The sequence below is a fragment of the Plantactinospora sp. DSM 117369 genome (assembly GCF_053764795.1).
The window spans coordinates 2,376,279-2,401,318 of sequence record NZ_CM132446.1 but is presented as its reverse complement, the minus strand read 5'-3'; the positions used below and the strand labels follow the sequence as shown (position 1 = coordinate 2,401,318).

Here is a 25,040-nt window from a genome sequence, read left to right as displayed (position 1 = left end):
TACACCCGACCTCCAATCGACGTACTCACTCGACACGTGCGACCTCGTGTCGCACCCTCATCTCGGCATGATCGGACGCCGCGCCGAACGTACGTCGCCACGCTCGGTGACCCGTACGCAGCCCGCCGCCGCACGTGCTGTGCGGCGGATCAACGTCTTGATCTACGCGCTCAAGGTCAGGCCGGGCGGAAGGTATTCGAAGCCCAAGGTCAGTGGCCCGGCGTGGCGCCGATCAGCGTGGCTAAGGCGTCTCGTTGGGCGGTGGATGGTGCCGCGATCGCGCTCCACAAAGCCGTACTCCCCGTGACGGCGACGGCGACCTTTGCGGGGCCGCCGAATCGGTACACCGCGTCGCAGCCCTGGTTCATGGCCCATCCGTGGGTGGTCGGGAGTGCGGTGAGCCGGAGCCTGAGCGTGTCGAGGGCATCGGGTGGAAGGGGATGGTCGAAGTCGGCCGACAGCACCCCCTTCCAGAGGGCCGCATCCCAGGAAGCCGTGAAGGCGTAGTCGGAGAACGTATCGGCGTAGCGGCTTCGCGTCGTGCAGGTGTCGTCGTCCGGGTCGATCAGATACACCGGTGGGTTGCCGTGAGCTGCCGAGACCGCCACGACCCACCGACAGCAGTGCTGGCTGTCGGTAGCAAGTAGGAGGTATCCGTTGTCGAGGAAACGACTCACCCTCGGGCTCGTGAAGTCCCGCGTCTGGGTGACCAGGTTCGAGCTGATCGAGGCCAGACGTCGATCACCGCCGAGCAGGTACCACTCGCGGACGGACTCCGCAAGTGCTCCTCCGATCCATCCCTCGAGTACGGCAAGCTCGTCACGTGCTTCCGCTGACTCGTCGGAACCGCCGAGAATCTCATACGTCGCCTCGTTCCATCCCACGAAGCGATAACACCATACGAGCCCACCACGCCCTCAGACGGTGACCGCTCATCGGCACGAGCGTGCACGTGGGGCGCGGCCGAGAACGAGGCTCGGATTACGGACGGTGACCGACATGCGGCCGGCCAACGCACCGGTCGGCGGCAGATCAGTGCGCTGACTCGTGCTGAGACGCGCCAGCGGTCGTGGCGATCGACGAATCGAGCGGATCGCGGACCGATGGCGGATTGGCTGCGGGCTCGTAGAGCTGTGTGAACAGCAATATCTCTATGATGCGGCGGCAAAGATCACTGCCCGTGCGGCTCAGGACGGCGGTTTCGCCGGTGCTGCCGCGCCAAGAGCCGGTTCGATGACACCAACGGTCACTACTACTGGCGGAACCATTCTGATGGACATGCTGATCGGTTGCCGGCTGGCCGCGGTCACGCGGCTGGCCTGGCACTGGCCCGGTGACCCGGTCGATCTCACCACCGGGCCGGTCCACCTCGTCGTGGACGACGGCCGTGGGCTGCTGTTCGACGGGCGCAGTGACTGGTCCCTGACGATCGTGCCGACGGCTCCGGGTGACGAGAGCTGGCGGTCGGCCTACGACTACGACTACGACGGTGGCCGCTGGGCCGGGCGGGACGCCTCCGGCGAGGAGCCGTTCGCCTCGGTGATCGCGGGAGTGCTGAGCGGTTGGGACCCGGAGCGCGACGAGGCCGGCCGGCTGGTCGGCGGCACCCTGCACGTCGGCGACCGGGCGGTGCGGCTGGGACTGTGGCAGGGCGAGGTGATCTCGTACGCTGCCGGGCGTGGGTGACTTCCTCAAGACGACGCTGGCCCGGGTGCCGGACGGATTCGACCTACCGGAGCCGCTGCGCCTGCTCTTCGGCTGGGTCGACGAGCAGGGTTTCGTGGTGAAAGGGCACGACGGGGATCTGTACGGCTCGTTGAGCGACGACGGCTGGGTGGGCACCTCGATTGAGTTGCGTGGCTACACCGCCGAGCAGACCCTGTCGTACGCACGGTCCTGGTTCGACGAGTCGGTTCCGGATGCGGCCGCGCGGTTGTGGCCGTTCGCACAGACCGGTGGCGAGGGTTCGATGGCCGCGCTGTGGCGCGACGGTGAGGGACGGGTCAAGATCGTTCATCTCGGTTCGGGCAGCGGTTCGATGATGACGTGTGTGCTCACCGACGATGCGGTCGACTTTCTGCGGCTGCTGGCGATCGGTTACCGGGAGATCTGCTGGAACGAGGAGTTCGGCGCGCCGCCCGAGCCGTGGGATGCCGACCACGAGATCGTCAATGCGCCCTACCGGGACTGGCTGCACCGCACCTTCGGTGTCACCGCCCCGGCGACCGGGCTGGAGATCGTGTCGCAGCCCGCCGAGATGGGCGACGAGGACACCACGGACCCGTTCTGCCGCTGGGTCGACAATAGGGAAGCCTGAGCCCGTCACCGGCTCAGGACGCCCTGGCGATCTCCGGCTACGAAAATCATGCCCAGTTTATTAAGGCGTACGCCGACAACCCCGTCGGCCGAAGCACGTGCGACGGTCGCCCGGCATCGGTGTGCACCGCCTCGACCGGGCGCTGTCGGCGGCGTAGTTCATCGTCCGCCATTCTCGGCGACGTCAGAAACCGCGCCGAGACGCAGCCGCGCCGCTACGTGGCCGGTGAACCAGGCGAAGAAATCGCTATTCATGCCAGGACCCTCACGGACCGCGGCGCGCCAATCCGGCCGGTCGAGTATTGCGAGGTACTGCTGCACGATGCGGTCCCGCTGCTCAGTAGTGCAGCCGCACCGGTTCGGGGGCTTGGCCGTCAGATGGTCGGCGATGATCGCGGCATCGACGTATCGGTTCGCTGCCGGCGGCTGCTTGGCGAGGTGAGCAGCATGCGCAGCCAACACGGCAGATGCCGGCGGGTAGTGCTCGAGAGTCATGCCCATGCCACCGCAGTCGGCCATGATCCTCAGTAGCCGGCCGGTGTGATCGACCAGGTCATCGTCGACATCGGTGCCGGTGACCGCCTCGTGCAGGTGCGCTGTGGTGGCAACCTCGCCTGCGAAGTAGCCGTTGAGGTAGTCGCCGTCGCAGGCATGGCGCAGAAGCCATGCCCGGGAACTGGTGGCGCCTTGTCGGCATAGCGCCTCGACGACGTAGACCCGGCCCCAGCCGGCGACGCGTTCGGCGAGCCACATCAGCGCTTCTGCACCTCCACGGCGGCGCTGCAACGCCTCGGCGGCCAACGGCCCGAAATGGTTCGACAACAGACCGATGGTTTGGATTAGCGGGATGTCTTCCTCGGCCCAATCGGCGGCCAGCAGCGCGAGCCCGACAGTGGCGGCATTGCGATCGATGCTGTGCCGCACCAACCACCGACCGGTCTGCCGCATGCGCTGCCGATCCGCGCGTAGCGCCGCGGCAACGATGTGGTCGTTGCGCTGGATCGGGACGTAGACCTCGCGAAAGGCGTCGACCAGTTCACTCGCCTGCGCGTCGGGCTGGCTGAAGTGTTTGTCGAGGACGACGGCGACATCGGCCCCGTAGAGGCGTCGATCCCTTACCCGTCGGTATGACGGTCGCGAGCGGTGACGGTCTTCGTCCGGATATGGCTTACCGTCGCGAGGCAGTGCACCGTCGGGGTGTTGCTGATGGAGACGCAGAGCGTGTTCGAACAGAGCGATCTGGGGTCCGAGCAGTTCAGGCTCGGGCGTCACGCTCACCGGCGGACGGAGGACTCGATTCTTTCGATCATGGTTGCGATCGTCCCACCCTGCGTGTCCTTCAGCAAGCGGCAGCGCCTGTCATGCCGCACCGATGTCTAGGACCGGCACGCAACGAACGTGACGGCTACTGACCGACCAGCACGCACGCCTCTCGGCATGGTCGGACGGGCGCGCAAGCCGTACGCCGCCACGCTCCGTGACTGTGCAGAGCCGGCCGCCTCGCTCGTGACTGTGCAGAGCCGGCCGCCTCGCGTGCTCAGCGGCAGATGAATGCGTGGTGGCGGTGGCTGGGCGGCGGGTCAGTCGGTCGCGAACTTTTCGAGGATGCGATGAGCGGCTACTGCGGGAAGGCTCGGATTTCTCGCAAGCTCCAGGATCACATGGGGATCCGAATGGGACGCCAGCTCGATCAGCATGTCCGGCGGCGTCGCCGGATTACAGGCGACGTAGGCGGCGGCATGCGGATGTTGAAGGCAGGCAGCCAACGCGGTGGGCGGCGCTGCTTCATGTACGGCGACATCGATGATGGCCTCGGCTGAGCTCAGCGGATCCGTGGCGATGGTGAGCAGGACATCGGGCGGGCAAGATGGATGCCCAGCCACCAGCGAGGAAACGAGTGGACCATAGCGCGCTGCAATCGCGCGGACCTGCTCGGAGGGCACGGAGTAGTAGCGGACAGCCCGGCATGCGACGTCGAAGTCCGCATCTCGGATCAAAGTCGCGCGGACGTCTGCCGGCAACCTGTGGCTTGCAGCCGCGACCAGCCTGACCCGCGGGTCTGGGTGCGTGGCCAATCCGAGCAACCCGTCGAGGTCCGGGTGGTTATCGGTCCGCGGTGAGCCGCCCTCGCGGCTGTGCCGCACGAGCAGGTCCAGTGGAGTGCGTGGATTCGCCAGCACATAGCTCTGCCAGCGGCCAGCCTCAAGATCGTACAGCTCGCGGAGTAGATCAGGAGGCGCCGCCCAGTTCATCGCGACGCGAACCATCACGTCGTGGTCGCGCAGTGACAGAAGCCGCTCGTAGGTCTCGTCGCGTAGGTCTGCTCGGCTCGAGAGTGCCAGCACCAACGCGGGATCACATTCGGCGGTCAGAGGCTCAACCGCTGCTACGGGAGTCGCCTGATTGCCCGCGGCCAGCCGACGTACCTCGCACAGCGCCGCCACGACGTCGGGCCAGTGCGGACACGGGCTCATCGAGGGCTCGCCACCATGGCCGATCAGGTCAGCCAAAACGATGCCAGGAGTATGGATGTTCGACGCCAGGGTGACCCGGACGCACGCCTCAGCACGTCGCGACAGCCGCAACGCCAGCGTCTCGGGAAGTTCCCAGAGGCGGCCGGCGGACGCAGCCACCGAGCAGTCTTCATCGTCGGCCACGAGCTGCGCGACGTCCAGGCGCTCCGACGCATAGTTGCCCAACGCCAGACGCACCGCGGTGTCCGGCCAGGAGCCGAGCCTGGACAGCAAGTCGTCAGGTGCGTCGACCCGGTTGATGACGGCGAGCAGCGCCCATGGGTCACCGTCTGGAATCCGCTCAATCGCGAGATTTCCCGACTCGATAAGCGCTACCAAAATGTCGCGCTGCCCACTTCCGGCAAGGAAGTATGACTGGGCCGAGGTTAGGCGCTGCTCCCGCGCCAGCTCCCGCAACAACTCTGGATGCCCCATAGCCGCAAGGACATCGATGTGCTCCGAGAGCAGCGCAGGGTTACCTGCTAGAGCAAGCAGGATCGGCGAGGCAGACACAGCACTCCCGGACAAAGGGCTGGGCAACGCGATTCGCGACGCGTACGCAGCGGCGTACATCGTCGGGGGAACATACAACGCGCGTCGAACCCCTGTCTCGCCCCAGGGTGCACCAACGCCCGGACATCGGCACGACCGGACGTCCTCGCACCTGGCCGCGCTGGGATCCACGGCTACCGAAGGTGACGGCCTCGCTGGCAACGGCGCGCACGGACGGCGGCTACTTGTTTACTGGACCTACGACCGCAGCCCGGCCAGGCTTGGTCGAGGTGACCGGCGGGATAGCTCTGATCGCGGCTGCCCACCGCAACCTGGTGTGGCTCTCATTTGGCGTGCGGCCCGTCGGTCACCGTGGCGCGGAGAGGCTCAAGAGGGGTTTGCCCAGCTCGAAGTAGCGCTGCCCTCCTCGCCGACATCAGCTCGGTGTGGTCGAGGAGGACAGCATGGCACGCGTGATCATCGGCATGGATCCCCACAAACGCTCCGCGACGATCGAGGTCATCAACGACCGTGAGAAGGTCCTGGCGCAGGGCCGGTTCGGCACCGACACCGTCGGCTACCATGCGATGCTCGCGCTCGGCCGGCAGTACAAGGAACGCCTGTGGGCGGTCGAGGGCTGCAACGGCATCGGCCGGCACATCGCCCAACGCCTCGTGGCCGACGGTGAGACCGTCGTCGACGTGCCCGCGAAGCTCTCCGCCCGGGCCCGGGTGTTCGCCACCGGCCAGGGCCGCAAGACCGACCCCGTCGACGCGCACTCCGTGGCAGTGGCAGCCCTGCGCACCGAAGGATTGCGGCAGGTCACCGCCGATGACGCCACCGTCGCGCTGCGGCTGCTCGTCGATCGCCGCGACACTCTCGGCCGAACCCGCACCGAGACCGTCAGCCGACTGCATCATCTAATCCTGGGACTCGTCCCGGGCGGGGCGAAGAGATTCCTGTCCGCGCCACAAGCCCGCGCACTGCTGAACACCGTACGACCCCGCGACATCGTCGGACGCACCCGCCGGCAACTCGCCTCGGAGCTGATCACTGAACTCGCGAGCATCGACAAGAAGATCAAGGCCGCGAACACACAGTTGACCGAACTCGTCGAGGCCACCGGCAGCAACCTCCTGGAACTCACCGGCATCGGCCCGTCCGGAGCTGCCCGGCTGATCGGCGACATCGGTGACATCCACCGGTTCGCCAGCCGCGGGCACTTCGCCTCCTGGAACGGCACCGCCCCCATCGACGCGTCCTCCGGTGACCAGCGACGCCACCGCCTGTCCCGGGCCGGGAACCGTCGCATCAACCGGGTCGTGCACATCATGGCTGTCGTCCAGCTCCGCCACGACACCGAGGGGCGAGCCTACTACCGGCGCAAACTCGCCGCCGGCAAGACCACCATGGAAGCCATGCGCGCCCTGAAACGACGACTTTCCGACCTGGTCTACAAGCAGATGATCAAGGATGCCGGAGCAGGAGCGACGGGTCCGGGAGGACAAGTGGGAGCGACACTTCAATCCAGCGCGGCCAGCTCAATCCCGACAGCCGGCACTTCGGAACAGTCACTTCCCGGACCCGGCCTCCAACCAGCCTAGAACACCAATCCTCTCCGCCTCTTGACACAGAGGGGAGCCAAATCCGGACGTTGATCGCTATGGTAGACCGGTCACAGAGCGGACGTCGAGTGTGGTGGTGGCACAGGCCGGGTTGAACACGTACAGGACTTGTCCACGGCAGAACGGTTGTGCCTGCCAGACCTCGCGGCCGTCGAGGCGGCGAGCCGGGTCGCCGCCAGCGGGTGTATCGGGTTCGAGTCGGATCGGGGTCGGCGGGTCGGAGATCGGTGCATTTCCGTCGACGTGCGCGGCCCTGGTTCCCGTCGACGTGCGCGGCCCTGGTTCCCGTCGACCAGCAGCCTATGGATCCCCGCGCCACGTAGGGAGACCGTGGTGGTTACGCCCGCACGTGGTGTGAGTCGGTCGTCGTCAGCAGGCGAGTTCGTGCCGGGACAGCTGACTCGGTCCGAACAGGGCTTGTCGAAGTACTCCGCCCAGCTTCGGCCCGTCGGCGGTTCAGATCTACGCGGTCGGCCAGGGACCGCGCATCCGGGACGCGGATCAGCGGCAGCCTCTCACCGGGCAGCGGCTGCACGAACGACGGCTCCCACGCAGCGTCGAGCACGATCTGCCGGACCCGCTGGCGGTGGCAACGAGCCGGCGGCCGTACCGGCGTCGCTCACCATGCGCGCACCACGCCGCCAACAGGCCACCATCGGGCCCGGCCCGACCGCGTCCCGGTTCAGACACCGGCGCAACGCACCCGCTCGTCGTAACGGCTGGACCGGCAACTGAGCAGTGCAAGCCGCCGTGGGAGGTCGGCGTCGTCCTCCTGCACCTCGTCCGACACCACCGTCACACGCGACTCACCCCGGCCGAACCGCTCCCGACCGCGCCTTCACTCACCCGGCTGAGGCAACTTCCCCGTACCGCGTCATCCTTTGCTTGGACCCGCCGCTGGGTCGCCGCCGACGATCATGTGCTCCCAGTTTGCTCCCAACGTAAGGAGCAACAACAGAATGGCTCGTTACCGATGATCTGGTAACGAGCCATTTGACCTGCTTATATAGCTGGTGGGCGATACTGGGTTTGAACCAGTGACCTCTTCCGTGTCAAGGAAGCGCGCTCCCACTGCGCCAATCGCCCTCGCTTGTAGCCGAGGTGGAGACGGGATTTGAACCCGTGTACACGGCTTTGCAGGCCGTTGCCTCGCCTCTCGGCCACTCCACCGAGGTAGCCCCCGACATGTGGCGGCATCTCCGAGCGGACGACGGGACTCGAACCCGCGACCCTCACCTTGGCAAGGTGATGCGCTACCAACTGCGCTACGTCCGCTTGTCATCCGGTGTTTCCTGGTGACGGATGAGAACTTTAGCCGAGGCCGCGAACAGATGCCAACTCGGGGGCCGGTCGGCGGGTCAACAGGTCCAGGACACCCACCCGCACCCCCGACATCGGCGACTTCAGCCTGGTCGAAGCCTTGATCGTCCGCCCCGGTCCGGGCCACCGCCCCTAAGCATCCTAGGAACCTGGAATGAAGGGACGGTGGCGCGGGGGTCGGACGGTTACTTCGCGGCGTTGAGGTCGTCGAGGGCCTGGGCGGCACCGCGGTGCAGGGGTACCGGGTCGGTCTTACGGGCGGTGTCCAGGCTGATTTCCTTGGCCGCCGCATTGGCCTGCTCCAGTTGCGGCTTCCGGTCGAAGAGCGCCTTGGTCAGTACGCAGACCAGGTTCGCGTCCAGGTCGTCCTTCACCAGCAGGAAGTTTGGTACCACGATGGTCTTGACGTCCGCCGGAGTGCCGTAGGTGGCGGCTGGGATCGCACCTTCCTCGTACACCGGGTTGATTTTCTTCATCTCGGCCAGCAGCGGGGTGATGTCCAGGAAGCTGACCTGGCCCTTGGCCGTGGTGAGCAGGTCGGTGATGCCCGGTGTCGGCAGGCCGCCCGACCAGAACAGCGCGTCGATCGAGCCGTCCTTCATCCCGTCGACGGTCTTGGCCAGGTCCAGCCGCTGCGCCTGGATGTCCTTGGCGGGGTCGAGCCCGGCCGCCTGGAGGAGCCGGTTCGCGATCACCTCGGTACCGGACTTCGGCGAACCGGTGGAGACCCGCTTGCCCCGCATGTCGGCAACCGAATTGATCCCGGCACCGTTACGGACGATCACCTGGGTGAAGTTCGTGTGGATCCGGGCCAGCGCCTGCACCGGCTGCCGCTGCCCCTCGAAACTGCCGGTGCCCTGCACCGCGTCGGCGGCGGTGTCGGCCAGCGAGAACGCCACCGCGTACGTGCCGGCGACGAGCTGCTGGATGTTCTGCACCGAGGCGCCCGTCTCGGCCGCGGTGGCCTTGACCTTGCTGCCCGGCGCGTTGGAGACCTGCTCGGCGTACGCGTTGCCGAGCGCGAAGTAGACCCCGGTCGCGTTGCCGGTGGCGATTCCGATCCGGGTCTCCGTACCCACCTCACAGGTGACGTCGCCGCCCGCGTCGGTACTGGCGGTGTCCTGCCGACCACCACAGCCGGCCAGGCCGGTCAGCCCCAGGCCGGCGGCGGCGACCGCCGCCACGATCCTCGTCGTACGCCTCATTTCGCATCCTCTCCCACGCTCGAACCGATTCCCCGGCCCCTCGGCCCGGTGTCGTCGTCCGCCCGGGAACCGTCGTCCACCCGGGAATCCGGGGCGGCCGGCACCGGCGTGCTCTCCGGCCCCGACCGCTGCGCGTCCGCGCCGCCCGGTCCGGCCTCGACGTGCCGGTCACCGCCGCCCCGGGAGCCTGGCACCGCCGGGTCGACCTCCTCGGCCACCACCTCCTCGACCACCGACCGGGTCCCGGCCATACGGCGCCGGCGCGCCAGTCCGGCCAGCACGGCGACGACGACCAGCGTGCCGCCAATCGCGATCGACACCGGGTGCAGGTAGAGCAGCAGCAGGCCGGCGACGGCGCTGAGGGACCGTTCGACCGCCCCGACCGGCCCGACGCCGAGCAGCCAGCCACCGGTGGCCACGGCGAGCGCCGCCACGCCGAGACAGCCGACCAGCCCCGCCCAGAGCACCTCGACCGGTGAGCCCCGGCCGAGCAGGTACTCCCCCGGCCCGGTGAGCACGAAGGCGATCGGAGCGAGGAACGCCGGCAGGGCGTACTTGAGCGCCTGCCACATGGTGGGCACGGTCCGGCCGCCGGTGATCGCCGCCGCGCCCACCGCGGCCAGCGCGGTCGGCGGAGTGACCTCGGAGAGCACCGAGTAGTAGAAGACGAACATCGCCGCCGCCGGGGCCGGTACGCCGAGCGCGAGCAGCGCCGGACCGATGATCACCCAGCCGATGATGAACGAGGCGGTGACCGGTACGGCCAGTCCGAGCAGTGAGAGCGCCACCGCGGCGAAGACCACGGTCAGCGCCAGCACCACGGTCGGGTTGTCGGTCAGTGCCTCGGCGCCCCGGACCAGCAGCGAGGCGAACTGCGCGCCGAGCCCGGTCTTGGTGGTGGTGGCGGTGATGATGCCGGCCGCGCCGCAGACCGCGGCGACCGGGAGCACGCCGCGGACCCCGGCGGAGAGGGCGGTGAAGATCCGACGTGGGGTCAGCCAGCTCCGCCGGTCGAGGAAGCTGAGCAGCACCGCCAGCCCGGTGGCGTAGACGACCGCCCGGGTGGCGCTCACCCCGACGGCCAGCAGCACGACGATGACGATCAGCGAGGAGAAGTGGTAGCCGAACCGGCCCAGCAACCGCCACGCCGAGCCGGTGGCCACCTCGACCGGGCGTACCTTGAACCGGCGGGCGTCGATCTCGACGGCGAGCAGGATGCCGAGGTAGTAGAGCAGGGTCGGGATCACCGCCCAGCCGAGCACGGTCAGGTAGGAGACCTCCAGGTATTCGGCGACGATGAAGGCCGCCGCGCCCAGGGTCGGGGGCGAGAGGATCGCGCCGACCCCGGCCGCCGCCAGCATGCCGCCAGCGTGTTCGGCGGGGTAGCCGGCGCGGCGCAGGATCGGCCAGGTGACGGCGCCGACGCTGACCGCGGTGGCGGTGCCGGAGCCGGAGACGGTGCCGAGCAGGAATCCGGAGGCGACGGCGGTGCGGCCGGCGGCGCTGCGGGACCGCCGGAACGCGGCCACCGACAGGTCGACGAAGAACCGTCCGGCGCCGGAGAGGTCGAGTACCGCACCGTAGATCGTGAACAGCACGATGTAGGTGGCGGCGACGTCCAGCGGGGTGCCGTAGAAACCGCTGCCGGAGTTGTAGAGCGCGTCGACGATCTGTCCGAAGTCGAGCCCGGCGTGCGCGATCGCCCAGCTCTGCGGCAGCAGCCCGCCGTAGTAGCCGTAGCCGAGGAAGAGCAGGCAGACCACCGGCAGGATCCAGCCGGTGGTGCGCCGGCAGGCCTCGATCAGGAGTACCAGGAGCAGCGCGCCCATCAACACGTCGACCGGGGCGAGCAGCCCCTGCCGGTCGAGGAAGGCGTCGTAGCCACCGCCGGCGTCGCCGATCGCGACCGGCAGCACCGGATAGAGGCAGACGACCAGGGCCAGCCCGGCCAGCAGCCAGTCCGGCACCGTCGGCAGGTCCCGGCGCGACGCGGCCGGAGCATCCGGATCGGGTACGCGGCGCGGGGCGACCGCCGGCAGCCGGCTCGCCAGCCGGTCCGGCAGCCGCAGCCCCGACCGGTACGCGAGGAAGACCAGTGGCAGTACGCCGGTCAGGAAGACGATCAGATAGAACTGGCTGCCCTGGGACAGTGGCCGGAACACCTGCCAGAGCACCAGCAGCGCGACGACGAAGGCGACCACCGCCACCCCGACCTCGACCGGGCCGCTGAGTTGCCGGGCCGGCCGCTCCTCGTCGTCATAGGTCACGGCGGCGGTGGCGACGTCCGGGGTGGCCAGCGCGGGCAGTTCGTCCCGCCCGATCCGGCCGGGCGCTTCCGCCGACCGCCCCGGATGACGGGCGGACGTTTCCGCCGACCGCCCCGGATGACGGGCGGGGGTTTCCGCCGGCCGGTCCGGCCCGGGTTCGGGGCCTGTCGCCGGAGGGATTTCGGCCACACCGTCTGGCATGAGCGGACACTACTACGGGGTACCGATGGTTGCCGATCTTCTCCGTCCGGTGGTTGGCCCGCCGGGCCGGGCGGTTGACTGGCTGCGCCGGCCGGCCCACCCGGCAGCCCTCCGCCGCTGCACCCCTGCTGGGCGGGGGTCAGGGGGCTCGGTTACCGGTGCCGGGGCGTGCGGCTTCTGAGGCGCTAGTGGACAGTCTGACCCGCTAGTAACTTATCCGACGTGTTGATAGCTTATTGTGCCGGCCGGAATGGGCTAACGTAGCCGCGTGACGAGACGTGCGGCAGAGGTGCGCCTGGATGCGCTACTACGCACCGCCTGCGACGTGATCGCGACGCGGGGCCTGGCCAACACGCGTACCGCCGACGTGGCCCAGGCCGCCGGGGTGAGTCAGGCGCTGGTCTTCTACCACTTCGCCACGAAGGAGCGACTGGTCGCCCAGGCGTTCGCGTACGCCGCGGAGCAGGATCTGGCCCGGCTGGAGGCAGTGCTCCGGTCTCCCGCCCCCCCGCTGGTCAAGTTGAAGAAACTGCTCCGCCTCTACACCCTGCCGGGCCGGTCCCGGTCGTGGGCGATGTGGATCGACGGGTGGTCGGAGTCGCTGCGTACGCCGGAACTGGAGAAGGTGTCGCGGCGGCTGGACCTGCGCCGGCGGGAGGGGCTCGGCGAGGTGATCTCGGCCGGGGTCGCGGCCGGGGTGTTCAGCTGCGACGACCCGGCCGGGGCCGCCTGGCGGATCAACGGCCTGATCGACGGGCTCGCCGTGCAGATGGCGGTGCACGACCGGATCGTCCCACGCCGTCAGCTCACCGAGTGGGTGCGGCTCTCGGTCGCCCGCGAACTCGGGCTGCTTCCCGAGCAACTGGACTGACCGGAGACCCGTCGCAACTGGACTGACCCGGGACCCGCGGCAACTGGACTGACCCGAGACCCACTGTGTCGGGCCGACCGGAGATCCCCGCTCGGCCCGGGGCACTTCCCCGGCGGGCGGGGTGTACCCGGGCAGGACCGGCCGGTCGCCGCGTTCGGCCGGGACGGGCTGGCGTCCCGAGCCCCGATCGTCCTCCTGAATCGATTCATCCACAGCCGGACATTCCTCCAACCAGCCCGGACTCCACTCCGGTCGGGAGAGCCTCCGTTGACAGGCCCCGCCCGCCGGCGGTACCTTCGTGCGGTTTGTTGAATGGTTTCATCACCGCCTCACCACCGGGGCGCGTGCACACACCCGGCGAGGGTGTGGCCGCCAGGAGCCGATGGGAAGTCGACCATGACAACTGGGACCCTGCGCAGGCCGCCGCCCCGGCCCGCCGCACCGGGCGGCGCCGCTGCCGGAGCCCGGCCCCGATACCGACGCAATCGGCCCGGGATCGCGTACCTCTTCCTCTCCCCCTGGGTCGTCGGGGCGCTGCTGCTGACCGTCGGCCCGATGCTCGCCTCGCTCTACCTGTCGTTCACCGACTACGACCTCTTCACCTCTCCGGAGTGGGTCGGCCTGGAGAACTACCAGCGGCTCTTCGCCGACGACGCGCGGTTCCTCGCCTCGGCCAAGGTCACCGCGATGTACGTGCTGATCTCCGTACCGCTGAAGCTGGCCGCCGCCCTCGCGGTGGCCCTGCTGCTCAACCGCAAGCGGCGCGGGCAGGGCTTCTACCGGTCGGCCTTCTACGCGCCCTCGCTGCTCGGCACCGGCGTGGCGATCGCGCTGGTCTGGCGGGCGATGTTCACCGACGCCGGGGTGGTCGACTCGGTCACCGGCAGCGTCGGCTGGGACACCGGCGGCTGGATCAACGAGCCGGACTACGCGCTCTACGTGCTGATCATCCTCGCCGTCTGGCAGTTCGGCGCGCCGATGGTGATCTTCCTGGCCGGTCTGAAGCAGATCCCGACCGAGTTGTACGACGCCGCCGCGGTCGACGGCTCGGGCGCCTGGCGCACCTTCCGGTCGGTGACGCTGCCGATGCTCTCCCCGATCATCCTGTTCAACCTGGTGCTGGAGACGATCCACGCGTTCCAGGCGTTCACCCCGGCGTTCATCGTCAGCGGTGGCCGGGGCGGGCCGAGCAACTCGACCCTGTTCTACACGCTCTACCTCTACGAACGCGGGTTCTCGCAGTTCCGGATGGGCTACGCCTCGGCGATGGCCTGGCTGCTGCTGCTGGTCATCGCGATCATCACGGCACTGTTCTTCGGCACCTCGCGCCGCTGGGTGTTCTACTCGGGGGAGGAACGGTGAGCACGCTCTCCGACGGCCTGTCGACCCGCACTCCGGCGGCTCGGCGGCCGGGCGCGACCGGTGCCCGGCTGCGTACGGTCGGCTGGCACACGCTGATCATCGCCGTACTGGCCCTGCTGCTGTATCCGGTGGTGTGGCTGCTGGCCACCTCGATCAAGCCAACCGACGAGATCCTGTCCAGCCTGAGCCTGCTGCCGACCCGGCTGGCGCCGGAGAACTACTCCGCCGCGCTGGACGGGATCGCGGGCATCGGCGTCTGGCAGTTCTTCACCAACTCGCTGATCGTGGCGGTCGGCGCGGTGATCGGCAACCTGATCTCCTGCGCGCTGGCCGCGTACGCCTTCGCCCGGCTGCGGTTCAGGCTGCGCGGGCCACTGTTCGCGTTCACCCTGCTGACCATCATGCTGCCGTACCACGTGGTGCTGATCCCGCAGTACACGATCTTCCAGAAGCTGGATCTGGTCGGCACGTTCGTACCGCTGATCCTGCCCAAGCTGCTCGCCACGGACGCGTTCTTCGTCTTCCTGATGGTGCAGTTCATCCGGGGCCTGCCCCGGGAGTTGGACGACGCTGCCGAGATCGACGGCTGCGGCCCGGTGCTCACCTTCCGGTACGTGATCCTGCCGCTGCTCAAGCCGGCCCTGGTCACCACCGCGATCTTCACCTTCATCTGGACCTGGAACGACTTCTTCAGCCAGCTCGTCTACCTCAACGACCCGGAGTCGTACACCCTGCCGCTGGCGCTGCGGCTCTTCATCGACCAGACCAGCGAGTCGGCGTACGGCCCGATGTTCGCGATGTCGGTGCTGAGCATCGTTCCGGTGATGCTCTTCTTCCTGGCCTTCCAGCGTTATCTGGTGGAGGGTATCGCCACCTCCGGCCTGAAGGGCTGAGGGTCGGTTCGGGTTCGGGTTCGGGTTCGGGTTTGGAGCGCGGGGCCGGTCAGGAGGTCAGGACCGGCCCCAACGCCTCGACCTCGTCGCGGGTCAGCTCGCCGTCCGAGACCACGATCCGGTGCCGGCGCCGCACCGAGGTGCCGGCCGGGACCGGCAGGGTCCGGTCGAAGGCGAGCGCGACGCAGACCCCGGGATAGATCCCGGTCCGCGCGAACCAGTGGTCGCCGTCGGCCAGGCCGGCGAAGACCAGCGTGTACGGCCGGCCGCCGCCCGCCGCGCCGACCATCGCGAGCCAGGGCTCGGTGCTGCCGTTGACCCGCTCCTCCCCCTCGGCGCTCGCGGTGAAGGCCCGGTTGGGCCCCGGGGCGACCCGCCAGAAGAAGCCGCCGTATCCGGCGCCGTCCGGCCGGCCGTTGGTGGCCGGGCTGCCGAGCAGGATGTCCCGGTCGACCGGTGCGGTCAGGACGTACCCGAAGTCGAGCAGCCAGGCGTCGGCCCGGCCGGCCACCTCGGCGGCCCCGACCCGCCGCTCCTCGGTCAGCAGGGTCGCGCCGGCCGGGTCGAGCCAGCGCAGCCGCTCGGCGAACCCGCCGTCACCGGGACCGTCGACCGAGCCGCCCTCGGCCACCGCGTCGCGGTCGCCGGCGTCCGCGTCCGGCACAGATCCGTCCGGCACAGATCCGTCCGGCAGCGATCCGTCCGGCAGCCAGCCGTCGTGCACGATCCGGCCGTGGTCGTCGAGCCAGGTGTAGCCGGCATCCCGGACGTAGGTCCGGCCTCCCCAGAGGTTGGTGCCCGAGACGTCCTGCATGGCGACCGAGACTCCAAGGTGCCAGCGGTGGTCCTCGGGCAGCGTGTCGGTCACCACGACCCCGGCGAGGGTACGCACCGGATGCAGGTACGGCCGGCGCCCCCAGCGCGGGTCGACGTGCAGGTCGTCGAGGACGTACTCCGCGACGGTCTCGCCACGCACCCGCAGCCGTACCCCGGTCAGGTCCTCGCCCATGCTCGCCGCCCTCTGTGCGTCGGTTCCACGGTGCCCCGGTCGGCGGCACCGACAGGAAAGCGCTTCCCCTGACCCGACAGGGTACCGACGGCGCCGCCGGTCGGAAACCACGCACCGCGCGCCGTCCGGACCCGCGGTCCCGAACGGCATCGTCGCCGGCCCGGGGAGCCGTGACCATCGGGGCATCGGGGTACCGGGGCACCGGACCGGCGAGGTGCACCCGGTGCGGTGCACCGGGGAGTTAGTGTCGGTCGCACGCGGTGGAGGCCGCCGTGCGGGAACTGCGGTCAGCCGCACCGTCGCGCGGAACCGCCGGATAACCTTGACACGTTTCAGCCCGACGGTCGGGGGCTGCGGAAGGAGACGGTGGTGCCGGGACCAGCGGTGAGCATCCGCGACGTGGCCAGCCAGGCGGGAGTGTCGGTGGGCACCGTCTCCAACGTGCTCAACCGGCCCGACATCGTCGCAGCGTCGACCCGGAACCGGGTACTCGCCGCGATCAACGAGCTAGGTTTCGTGCCCAACGACGCCGCCCGGCAGTTGCGCCGGGGCCGGGGGCGCACCCTCGGCCTGGTCGTGCTGGACGTGGCGAACCCGTTTTTCACGGATGTCGCCAAGGGGGTCGAGGACGCCACCGGTGCGGCCGGGATGGCGGTGATCTTCTGTAACAGCGACGGCGACTCGGCCAAGGAGAGCAGATATCTGGACCTGCTGGAGGAGCAGCGGGTCCAGGGGGTGCTGATCACCCCGGTCGACGACGCCAACGAGCGGCTGGTCCGGCTCCGCGAGCGGGGCGTACTCGTGGTCCTGCTGGACCGGCGCTCCACCCGGCCGGACGTCTGCTCGGTCGCGGTCGACGACCGGCTCGGCGGCGAACTGGCGATGCGGCACCTGGTGGAGGCCGGACACCGGCGGATCGCCTTCGTCGGCGGGCCGTGGCGGCTGGAACAGGTGCGGGACCGCTACCACGGCGCCGTGCACGCGCTGCGCGAGGCCGGGCTCGCCGAGGAGACGCTGCGCCGGTTCGAGACGCCGAGCCCGACCGTGGCGGCCGGCCGGGACGCCGCCTCCCGGATCCTCGGGCTGCCCCGGTCCGCCCGGGCCACCGCGGTCTTCTGCGCCAACGACCTGCTGGCGCTCGGCGTACTCCAGGAGCTGACCCGGCAGCAGGTCCGGGTACCGGAGGACATCGCGCTGGTCGGCTACGACGACATCGACTTCGCCGCCGCGGCGGCGGTGCCGCTCTCCTCGGTACGCCAGCCACGGCAGCGGCTCGGCCAGACGGCGGCACAGTTGATGCTGGACGAGGCGAACGACCCGGAGAACCACCAGCACAAACAGGTGATCTTCGATCCGGAGCTGGTGGTCCGGGAGTCCAGCCAGTACGCCCGCGCCCCGGGCTGAGCTCCGGACCCGGCCCGGTTTCTTGACAGTTCAGTGACGGCGCTCGTATGTTGAGTGCGGCTTGTTGAAACGGTTCATTTGTTGGGAGGCCCGCCGATGCGGCGAGTGTGCTTCGTCCTGCGGGTCCGGCCCGACCGGCTGGCCGAATACCGGGAACGACACGCGGCGGTCTGGCCCGAGATGCTCCGGGCGCTGCACGCGGCCGGCTGGCACGACTACTCCCTCTTCCTGCACGACGACGGGCTGCTGGTCGGGCACTTCCGCACCGAGGACCTGGCCGCGTCGCTCGCCGCGATGGAGGCCACCGACGTCAACGCCCGGTGGCAGGCCGAGATGGCCCCCTTCTTCGTCGGCCTGGACGGTCGCCGCCCCGACGAGGGGTTCGTCGTCCTCGACGAGATCTTCAATCTGGACTCGCAACTCGCCACGCTGGACAACACCGCGCTGGACAACACCGCTCTGGACAACACCGCTCTGGACAACACCACGCTCGACACCACGGAGGCCTGACATGACCGAGACCGACGTCCGGGCGGCGCTGCGCGCGCAACGGATCGAGGTGCCCTCCTGGGCGTACGGCAACTCGGGCACCCGGTTCAAGGTGTTCAGCCAGCCCGGGGTGCCGCGCAATCCCGAGGAGAAGATCGCCGACGCCGCACAGGTGCACGCGTTCACCGGAGTCGCCCCAGTGGTCTCGCTGCACATCCCCTGGGACCGGGTCGACGACTTCGGCAAGCTCGCGTCCTACGCGGCCGAGCGGGGGGTGCGGATCGGCACCATCAACGCCAACGTCTTCCAGGACGACGACTACCGGCTGGGCAGCGTCACCAACCCCGACCCACGGATCCGGCGCAAGGCCCTGGGCCACCTGCTGGAGTGCGTCGACATCATGGACGCCACCGGATCGCGCGACCTGAAGCTGTGGTTCTCCGACGGCACCAACTATCCCGGCCAGGACGACATCCGGGCCCGGCAGGACCGGCTGGCCGAGGCGCTGCACGCCACCTACGGACGGCTCGGGCCGGAGCAGCGGATGCTGCTGGAGTACAAGCTCTTCGAGCCGGCGTTCTATCTGACCGACGTACCGGACTGGGGCACCGCGTACGCGCACTGCCTCAAGCTGGGTGACCGGGCCCAGGTGGTGATCGACACCGGCCACCACGCCCCCGGCACCAACATCGAGTTCATCGTCGCCTTCCTGCTCCGGGAGGGGAAGCTCGGCGCCTTCGACTTCAACTCCCGGTTCTACGCCGACGACGACCTGATGGTAGGGGCGGCCGACCCGTTCCAGCTCTTCCGGATCATGCACGAGATCGTCCGGGCCGACGCGCTGCGGGCCGAGTCCGGGGTCAACTTCATGCTCGACCAGTGCCACAACATCGAACCGAAGATCCCGGCCCAGATCCGCTCGGTGATGAACGTCCAGGAGGCGACCGCCAAGGCGCTGCTGATCGACGCCGACGCGCTGGCCGCCGCACAGGCCGCCGGGGACGTGCTCGGCGCCAACGGGGTGCTGATGGACGCGTACAACACCGACGTACGGCCGATGCTGGCGGAGGTCCGCCAGGAGATGGGCCTCGACCCGGATCCGATGGCCGCGTACGCCCGCTCCGGCTACGCCGAGCGGATCGCCGCCGAGCGGGTCGGCGGGCAGCAGGCCGGCTGGGGGGCATGATCGTGAGCACCGGACCGACGAATCCGGAGGTCGCCGCGCTGCTGGCCCGGGGCCACCGGCTCGGCGCCGACCGGCGCAACACCAACTACGGCGGCGGCAACACCTCGGCCAAGGCGACCGGCGCCGACCCGGTCACCGGAGGGCCCGCCGAACTGCTCTGGGTCAAGGGTTCCGGCGGGGACATCGGCACGCTGACCGAGGCGGGGCTGGCGGTGCTCCGGCTGGACCGGCTGCGCTCCCTGGTCGACGTCTATCCCGGGGTGGACCGCGAGGACGAGATGGTCGCCGCCTTCGACTACTGCCTGCACGGCCGGGGCGGGGCGGCACCGTCGATCGACACCGCGATGCACGGCCTGGTCGACGCCGCGCACGTCGACCACCTGCACCCGGACGCCGGGATCGCGCTGGCCACCGCCGCCGACGGCCCGGAGCTGACCCGCCGCTGCTTCGGCGACCGGGTGCTCTGGGTACCGTGGCGCCGGCCCGGCTTCCAGCTCGGCCTGGACATCGCCGCGATCGCCCGGGACAACCCGCAGGCGATCGGCGTGATCCTCGGCGGCCACGGGATCACCGCCTGGGGCGCCACCAGCGCCGAGTGCGAGGCCCGCTCACTGGAGATCATCGAGACCGCCACCCGGTTCCTGGCCGAGCACGGCCGGCCGGAGCCGTTCGGCGCGGTGCTTGCGGGGTACGCGGCGCTGCCGGCGGAACAGCGGCGGGAGCGGGCCGCCGCGCTGGCCCCGACGCTGCGCGGGCTGGCCAGCACCGACAGCCGGCAGCAGGGGCAGTTCCAGGTCGGACACTTCACCGACGACGAGGCGGTGCTGGACTTCCTGTCCCGCGCCGAGCACCCGCGGCTGGCCGCGCTCGGCACCTCCTGCCCGGACCACTTCCTGCGGACCAAGGTCCGGCCGCTGGTGCTCGACCTGCCGCCGGACGCGCCGCTGCCCGAGGTGGTGACCCGGCTGCGCGAGCTGCACGAGGAGTACCGCAAGGACTACCGCGCCTACTACGAGCGCTACGCCGAGCCGGACTCGCCGCCGATCCGGGGTGCCGACCCGGCGATCGTGCTGGTGCCCGGGATCGGGATGTTCAGCTTCGGCCGGGACAAGCAGACCGCCCGGGTGGCCGCCGAGTACTACCTCAACGCGATAAACGTGATGCGCGGGGCGGAGGCGGTCTCGACGTACGCCCCGATCGACGAGGCGGAGAAGTTCCGGATCGAGTACTGGCAGCTCGAAGAGGCGAAGCTGCGCCGGATGCCGAAGCCGAAGGCACTGGCGGGCCGGGTCGCGCTGGTCACCGGGGGCGGTTCCGGGATCGGCGCGGCGATCGCCCGTCGGCTGGCCGCCGAGGGTGCCTGCGTGGTGGTGGCCGACCGCAACGTCGAGGGCGCGGCGTCGGTGGCCGGGGAGATCGGCGGCGCGGACCGGGCGATCGCGGTGGCGGTGGACGTCACCGAGGCGGCCGGGATCGAGGGCGCCTTCGCCGAGGCGGCGCTCGCCTTCGGCGGGGTCGACCTGGTGGTCAACAACGCCGGGCTCTCCATCTCGAAGTCGCTGCTGGACACGACCGAGGCGGACTGGGACATCCAGCACGGCGTGATGGCCAAGGGCTCCTTCCTGGTCTCCCGGGCCGCCGCCCGGCTGATGCTCGACCAGGGCCTCGGCGGGGACCTCGTCTACATCTCCAGCAAGAACTCGGTCTTCGCCGGGCCGAACAACATCGCGTACAGCGCGGCAAAGGCCGACCAGGCGCATCAGGTACGCCTGCTCGCCGCCGAACTCGGCGAGCACGGCATCCGGGTCAACGGGGTCAACCCGGACGGCGTGGTACGCGGCTCCGGGATCTTCGCCAGCGGCTGGGGCGCCCAGCGCGCCGCCGTGTACGGGGTGCCGGAGGAGGAACTGGGCGCCTACTACGCCCGGCGTACCCTGCTGAAGCGGGAGGTGCTGCCGGAGCACGTCGCGGGTGCGGTCTTCGCGCTGACCGGCGGCGAGCTGTCGCACACCACCGGACTGCACGTACCCGTCGACTCCGGCGTGGCCGCGGCGTTCCTTCGATGACCGGTTCGACCGCCGTCGCGGCCGTCGACCTCGGCGCGGCCAGCGGCCGGGTGATGCTCGCCGAGGTCGCCCCGGACGGGGTGACGCTGACCGAGGTGCACCGGTTCGACAACGGGCCGGTCCGGCTGCTCGACACCCTGCACTGGGACGTCCCCCGGCTCTACGCCGAGACGCTGACCGGGCTGCGGGCCGTGCTGCACCGCCGGCCCGACCTGGCCAGCGTCGGCATCGACTCGTGGGCCGTGGACTACGGGCTGCTGGACGCCACCGGCGCGCTGGTCGGCAACCCGGTGCACTACCGGGACCGGCGTACCGACGGGGTGCAGGAACGGGTGGTCGCCGCGCTCGGCGCCGACTATCTCTACCGGACGACCGGGCTGCAACTGCTGCCGTTCAACACGCTGTTCCAGCTCACCGCCGAACTCGGCACCCCGGCCCTGGACCGGGCGCAGACGTTGCTGCTCATCCCGGACCTGCTCGGTTACTGGCTGACCGGGGTCGCCGGGACCGAGGTGACCAACGCCTCCACCACGCAACTGCTGGACGTGCGTACCCGGGAATGGTCCGCCGACCTGATCGCCCGGGCCGGGCTGCCGGCCCGGCTGTTCGGGCCGCTGCGCCGGCCCGGCGACCCGGTCGGCGAGCTGCGGCCGGAGGTCCGGGAGGCGGTCGGGACCGACCGGCCGGTACCGGTGACCGCGGTCGGTTCGCACGACACCGCGTCGGCGGTCGCGGCGGTACCCGCCGAGCACGACCGGTTCGGCTACATCTCCTGCGGCACCTGGTCGCTGGTCGGCGTCGAGCTGCCCGCGCCGGTGCTGACCGAGGCGAGCCGGGCGGCCAACTTCACCAACGAGGCCGGGGTGGACGGCACGGTCCGCTACCTGCGCAACGTGATGGGGCTCTGGCTGCTCCAGGAGTCGCTGCGGGTGTGGCGGTCGCAGGGGCTGGCCGACGACCTGACCGCGCTGCTCGCCGCCGCCGCCCGGGCGCCCTCGCTGGCCGCCGTGGTCGACCCGGACGACCCGGTCTTCCTGCCTCCGGGCGACATGCCGGCCCGGATCGCGAAGGCGTGCGTCCGGCGCGGCGAGCCGGTACCCGAGGGGCCGGCGGCGCTGACCCGGTGCATCCTGGACAGTCTGGCCCTGGCCCACCGGGTCGCGGTACGCCAGGCGCAGCGGCTGTCCGGTCGCGGCGTGGACGTGCTGCACGTGGTCGGCGGCGGGGCCCGCAACGAGTTGCTCTGCCAGCTCACCGCCGACGCGTGTGGTCTGCCGGTGGTGGCCGGGCCGGTGGAGGCGACGGCGCTGGGCAACGCGCTGGTGCAGGCCAGGGCGCTCGGCGTACTGGACGGCGGGCTGACGGAGCTGCGGGCGCTGCTGCGGCGTACCGGATCGACCCGGACCTACCGGCCGCGGGCCGGCGGCGAGGCCGCCTGGCGGGCGGCGGCGGAGCGGGCCGGCCTGGCCGACGGATAGCCGCAGACCGTCCAACCCGGCGTCACCGGCTCCGGGCCGAGGTGAACGCCGCTCGAAAACGTCAAAAGGCGTCTATCAGGATGTTTATCTGTTAAGAAGGGACTAACTGGACAGAAACCTGGGCCGGAGGTTCAACAATGGTGCGGTCGCGACCACGGTCCCGAACGGACGCCGCCGGCCCGACCCGGGCTGACCTCACCGGCCTGCGCGCCCTGGCCGTCGGGTCGCTGCTGCTGGGCGCCGCCGGAATCGGCATCGTCCCCGGCGGCTTCGTCGGCGTTGACGTCTTCCTGGTGGTCTTCGGCTTCCTGGTCACCGGCGCCCTGCTCGGTGCGTGGCAGCGCACCGGACGGATCGACCTGGCCGGATTCTTCGCCCGGCGGGTCCGGCGGACACTGCCGGCCGGCACGCTGGTGCTCGCCGCGTCACTGCCACTGGCGCTGGCCTGCCTGCCCCGGAGCCGCTGGTCGGCGGCCGGCTGGGACGTGCTGGCCGGCGCCGGTCAGGTGCTGAACTGGCGGCTCGCCGCACAGGACGCCCAGGCGGTCGTCCCGGACGCCGACGCCAGCCTGCTGGCCCAGCTCTGGGCGGTCGGGGTCGCCGCGCAGTTCGTCCTGGTCTGGCCGCTGCTGGCGGCCGGTGTCGCGGCCTGGACGGTACGCCGCCGGGGGCAGCCGGGCAGCGGCCCGGTGCGGCTCGCCGGCCCGCTGCTGCTCACCGCCGGGCTGCTCGCGCTCGGCTCGTTCGCCTGGTCGGTCTGGCACACCGCCGCCGAACCGGGGCGCGCCTTCCTCGTCACCACCACCCGGTTCTGGGAGCCGGCCCTCGGCGCCGTGCTGGCCCTGCTCGGGGCGCGACTGGCCGGACTGCCCCGGCGCCTCGGCACCCTGCTTGGCTGGGCCGGACTGGCCGCCGTCGCGGTCGCGGTACTCACCCTGCGGCCCGGCCCGGAGTTTCCCGGACCGCTGGCCCTGCTGCCCGCGCTGGGCGCGGCCGCGATCATCGCCGGCGGCACGATCGGCATGCCGGCCGGTGCCACGGGTACGGCGGCAGTGCCGGCGAGGCCGGGTGCGGTGTACCGGGTGCTGGGCGCGAGGCCGCTGCGGGCGGCGGGAGCCGTCAGCTATCCGCTCTACCTCTGGCACTGGCCGCTGCTGGTCGCCGCGCACGCCCGGTTCGGCGACCTACCGCTGGCAGCCGATCTCGGCGTGCTCGGCGGGGCCGTACTGCTCGCCGTCCTCACCCACCGGTACGTCGAGATCCCGGCCCGGACCGGTACGTTGGACGGCTGGTCACCAGGGCAGGTACTCCGGGTCGGCGCGCTGCTCCCCACCGCCGGAATCCTCGCCGGGCTGCTCTTCCAGCTCACCGTCTGGCCGCCCGAGCGGCCGGTCCCGCCACCCGCCGCCGCACCGGTGTCAGCGCTGCCCAGCCCGGTGCCATCGGCGGCACCGGGCGCCGCCGCGCTGGGCCGGTCGCCCCAGAAGAGCCAGGCCGGCGTCCCGGTCGACCGGGTCCGGTCGATCACCCCGGACCCGGCCGACGCCGCGGCCGACCAGCCCGACGTCTACCGGCACAACTGCTTCCCCCCGGTCACCAGCGGCACCGCCCAGGCGTGCGTGTACGGCGACCGGGACGCCCCGTTCACCGTCGCGCTGGCCGGCGACAGCCACGCCGCGAGCTGGGTACCGGCGCTGCAGGCGGTCGCGCTGGCGAAACGCTGGCGGCTGGTGACGTACCTCAAGCCGAACTGCCCGTTCCTCCGACTCGAAATGCTGACCGGAGACCAGCCGCAGCGGGACGCCTGCGCCGGGTGGTACCGCAACGTCCGCGCCGCGCTCACCGGCCCGGAGCGGCCCGCACTGCTGCTGACCACCAGTTCCCGCTACCGGCCGATGGCCGGCGGTCGGGGCCTGAACGGCGAGCGGGCAGAGAACGCGCTGGTGGACGGCATGCGGCGCACCTGGTCGGACCTGGTTTCGGCCGGGGTGCCCACGGTGGTGCTCCGGGGCACCCCGATCCTCGCGGCCGACAGCCCGAAATGCGTGTCGGCGAACCCGCGCCGGCTGACCCGGTGCGCAGCCGACCGGCAGGACGCCCTGGCGACCGGCGCCGGAGCCGCGCAGCTCGCGGCGCTGGAGGACCTCCCCCGGGTCGGCCTGATCGACCTCACCGGGACGATCTGCCCCAGGCAGCGCTGCGCCCCGGTCATCGGCGGAGTGCTGGTCTACCGGGACAACCAGCACCTCACCGCCACCTACGCCGGTACGCTCGCACCACGGCTGCGCAGCGCGCTCGAACGGATTCTCGCGGCCGCCCCCTGAGCCGGCCACCGGCAGCCCG

18 protein-coding genes, 3 tRNA genes and 1 pseudogene are annotated in these 25,040 nt (G+C 70.6%); 13 read left to right on the top strand and 9 right to left on the bottom strand.

Annotated elements, in window-relative coordinates; translation table 11 throughout:
- Window positions 1-209: 209 nt before the first annotated feature.
- Window positions 210-884, bottom strand: coding sequence for a hypothetical protein (locus tag ACSMXO_RS10665; protein ID WP_455417549.1), 675 nt, complete (start codon window positions 882-884; stop codon window positions 210-212).
- A 291-nt stretch (window positions 885-1,175) separates the two neighbouring features.
- Here ACSMXO_RS10665 and ACSMXO_RS10660 point away from each other — a divergent pair.
- From ACSMXO_RS10660 to ACSMXO_RS10650, 3 genes and pseudogenes are all read left to right on the top strand, one after another.
- A pseudogene (locus ACSMXO_RS10660) lies at window positions 1,176-1,337 on the top strand (SEC-C metal-binding domain-containing protein); the annotation flags it as partial.
- A complete protein-coding gene (locus ACSMXO_RS10655) occupies window positions 1,273-1,686 on the top strand; it encodes a hypothetical protein (RefSeq protein WP_455417548.1) in 414 nt (137 codons plus the stop codon). The pseudogene ACSMXO_RS10660 and the gene ACSMXO_RS10655, both read left to right, overlap by 65 nt.
- A complete protein-coding gene (locus ACSMXO_RS10650; protein WP_455417547.1) occupies window positions 1,679-2,317 on the top strand; it encodes a hypothetical protein in 639 nt (212 codons plus the stop codon). The genes ACSMXO_RS10655 and ACSMXO_RS10650 overlap by 8 nt, the downstream gene beginning before the upstream one ends.
- Before the next feature lie 158 nt (window positions 2,318-2,475).
- Here ACSMXO_RS10650 and ACSMXO_RS10645 read toward each other — a convergent pair whose 3' ends face one another.
- Window positions 2,476-3,594, bottom strand: coding sequence for a hypothetical protein (locus ACSMXO_RS10645; RefSeq protein WP_455417546.1), 1,119 nt, complete (start codon window positions 3,592-3,594; stop codon window positions 2,476-2,478).
- A gap of 302 nt (window positions 3,595-3,896) precedes the next feature.
- The gene (locus ACSMXO_RS10640) at window positions 3,897-5,264 is read right to left on the bottom strand and encodes a hypothetical protein (RefSeq protein WP_455417545.1); all 1,368 of its coding nucleotides are present in this window, start codon (window positions 5,262-5,264) and stop codon (window positions 3,897-3,899) included.
- 503 nt (window positions 5,265-5,767) lie between these two features.
- Here ACSMXO_RS10640 and ACSMXO_RS10635 point away from each other — a divergent pair.
- Window positions 5,768-6,925, top strand: a complete 1,158-nt coding sequence (locus ACSMXO_RS10635; RefSeq protein WP_455417544.1) for an IS110 family RNA-guided transposase — start codon at window positions 5,768-5,770, stop codon at window positions 6,923-6,925.
- Window positions 6,926-7,957: 1,032 nt separating this feature from the next.
- Here ACSMXO_RS10635 and ACSMXO_RS10630 read toward each other — a convergent pair.
- The 5 genes from ACSMXO_RS10630 to ACSMXO_RS10610 form a co-directional block, all read right to left on the bottom strand.
- A tRNA-Val gene (locus ACSMXO_RS10630) sits at window positions 7,958-8,032 on the bottom strand.
- Between the two features lie 13 nt (window positions 8,033-8,045).
- Window positions 8,046-8,116: transfer RNA gene (locus tag ACSMXO_RS10625), tRNA-Cys, on the bottom strand.
- Window positions 8,117-8,148: 32 nt separating this feature from the next.
- Window positions 8,149-8,221, bottom strand: a tRNA-Gly gene (locus ACSMXO_RS10620).
- Window positions 8,222-8,451: 230 nt separating this feature from the next.
- Window positions 8,452-9,471 (bottom strand): TAXI family TRAP transporter solute-binding subunit, encoded by a 1,020-nt coding sequence (locus ACSMXO_RS10615; RefSeq protein ID WP_455417543.1) that lies wholly within the window; start codon window positions 9,469-9,471, stop codon window positions 8,452-8,454.
- Window positions 9,468-11,939, bottom strand: coding sequence for a TRAP transporter permease (locus ACSMXO_RS10610; RefSeq protein WP_455417542.1), 2,472 nt, complete (start codon window positions 11,937-11,939; stop codon window positions 9,468-9,470). The genes ACSMXO_RS10615 and ACSMXO_RS10610 overlap by 4 nt, the downstream gene beginning before the upstream one ends.
- A gap of 268 nt (window positions 11,940-12,207) precedes the next feature.
- On the opposite strand from ACSMXO_RS10610, the gene ACSMXO_RS10605 reads away from it, so the two are divergent.
- The 3 genes from ACSMXO_RS10605 (at window position 12,208) to ACSMXO_RS10595 (ending at window position 15,065) form a co-directional block, all read left to right on the top strand.
- Entirely contained in the window at window positions 12,208-12,810 is a 603-nt protein-coding gene (locus tag ACSMXO_RS10605; RefSeq protein WP_455417541.1) for a TetR/AcrR family transcriptional regulator, read from the top strand.
- A 396-nt stretch (window positions 12,811-13,206) separates the two neighbouring features.
- Window positions 13,207-14,172, top strand: coding sequence for a carbohydrate ABC transporter permease (locus tag ACSMXO_RS10600; protein ID WP_455417540.1), 966 nt, complete (start codon window positions 13,207-13,209; stop codon window positions 14,170-14,172).
- Complete coding sequence (locus tag ACSMXO_RS10595; protein ID WP_455417539.1) at window positions 14,169-15,065, top strand: carbohydrate ABC transporter permease; 897 nt, start codon at window positions 14,169-14,171, stop codon at window positions 15,063-15,065. Before ACSMXO_RS10600 ends, ACSMXO_RS10595 begins: the two co-directional genes overlap by 4 nt.
- Window positions 15,066-15,114: 49 nt before the next feature.
- On the opposite strand, the gene ACSMXO_RS10590 is transcribed toward ACSMXO_RS10595, so the two are convergent.
- Entirely contained in the window at window positions 15,115-16,074 is a 960-nt protein-coding gene (locus ACSMXO_RS10590; RefSeq protein ID WP_455417538.1) for a DUF6807 domain-containing protein, read from the bottom strand.
- Between the two features lie 369 nt (window positions 16,075-16,443).
- Here ACSMXO_RS10590 and ACSMXO_RS10585 point away from each other — a divergent pair, with 369 nt between their 5' ends.
- The 6 genes from ACSMXO_RS10585 to ACSMXO_RS10560 all read left to right on the top strand — a co-directional run bounded on the left by ACSMXO_RS10585 (window position 16,444) and on the right by ACSMXO_RS10560 (window position 25,021).
- Complete coding sequence (locus tag ACSMXO_RS10585) at window positions 16,444-17,478, top strand: LacI family DNA-binding transcriptional regulator (protein WP_346259504.1); 1,035 nt, start codon at window positions 16,444-16,446, stop codon at window positions 17,476-17,478.
- A gap of 96 nt (window positions 17,479-17,574) precedes the next feature.
- On the top strand, window positions 17,575-17,988 hold the full coding sequence (locus tag ACSMXO_RS10580) for an L-rhamnose mutarotase (RefSeq protein ID WP_455417537.1): 414 nt from the start codon (window positions 17,575-17,577) through the stop codon (window positions 17,986-17,988).
- Between the two features lies 1 nt (window position 17,989).
- Entirely contained in the window at window positions 17,990-19,153 is a 1,164-nt protein-coding gene (gene rhaI, locus ACSMXO_RS10575) for an L-rhamnose isomerase (RefSeq protein WP_346259506.1), read from the top strand.
- Complete coding sequence (locus tag ACSMXO_RS10570; RefSeq protein ID WP_455417536.1) at window positions 19,150-21,219, top strand: bifunctional aldolase/short-chain dehydrogenase; 2,070 nt, start codon at window positions 19,150-19,152, stop codon at window positions 21,217-21,219. Before rhaI ends, ACSMXO_RS10570 begins: the two co-directional genes overlap by 4 nt.
- Window positions 21,216-22,697, top strand: coding sequence for a rhamnulokinase (locus ACSMXO_RS10565; RefSeq protein ID WP_455417535.1), 1,482 nt, complete (start codon window positions 21,216-21,218; stop codon window positions 22,695-22,697). The genes ACSMXO_RS10570 and ACSMXO_RS10565 overlap by 4 nt, the downstream gene beginning before the upstream one ends.
- A 137-nt stretch (window positions 22,698-22,834) precedes the next feature.
- Window positions 22,835-25,021, top strand: coding sequence for an acyltransferase family protein (locus ACSMXO_RS10560; protein WP_455417534.1), 2,187 nt, complete (start codon window positions 22,835-22,837; stop codon window positions 25,019-25,021).
- The last annotated feature ends 19 nt before the right edge of the window (window positions 25,022-25,040 follow it).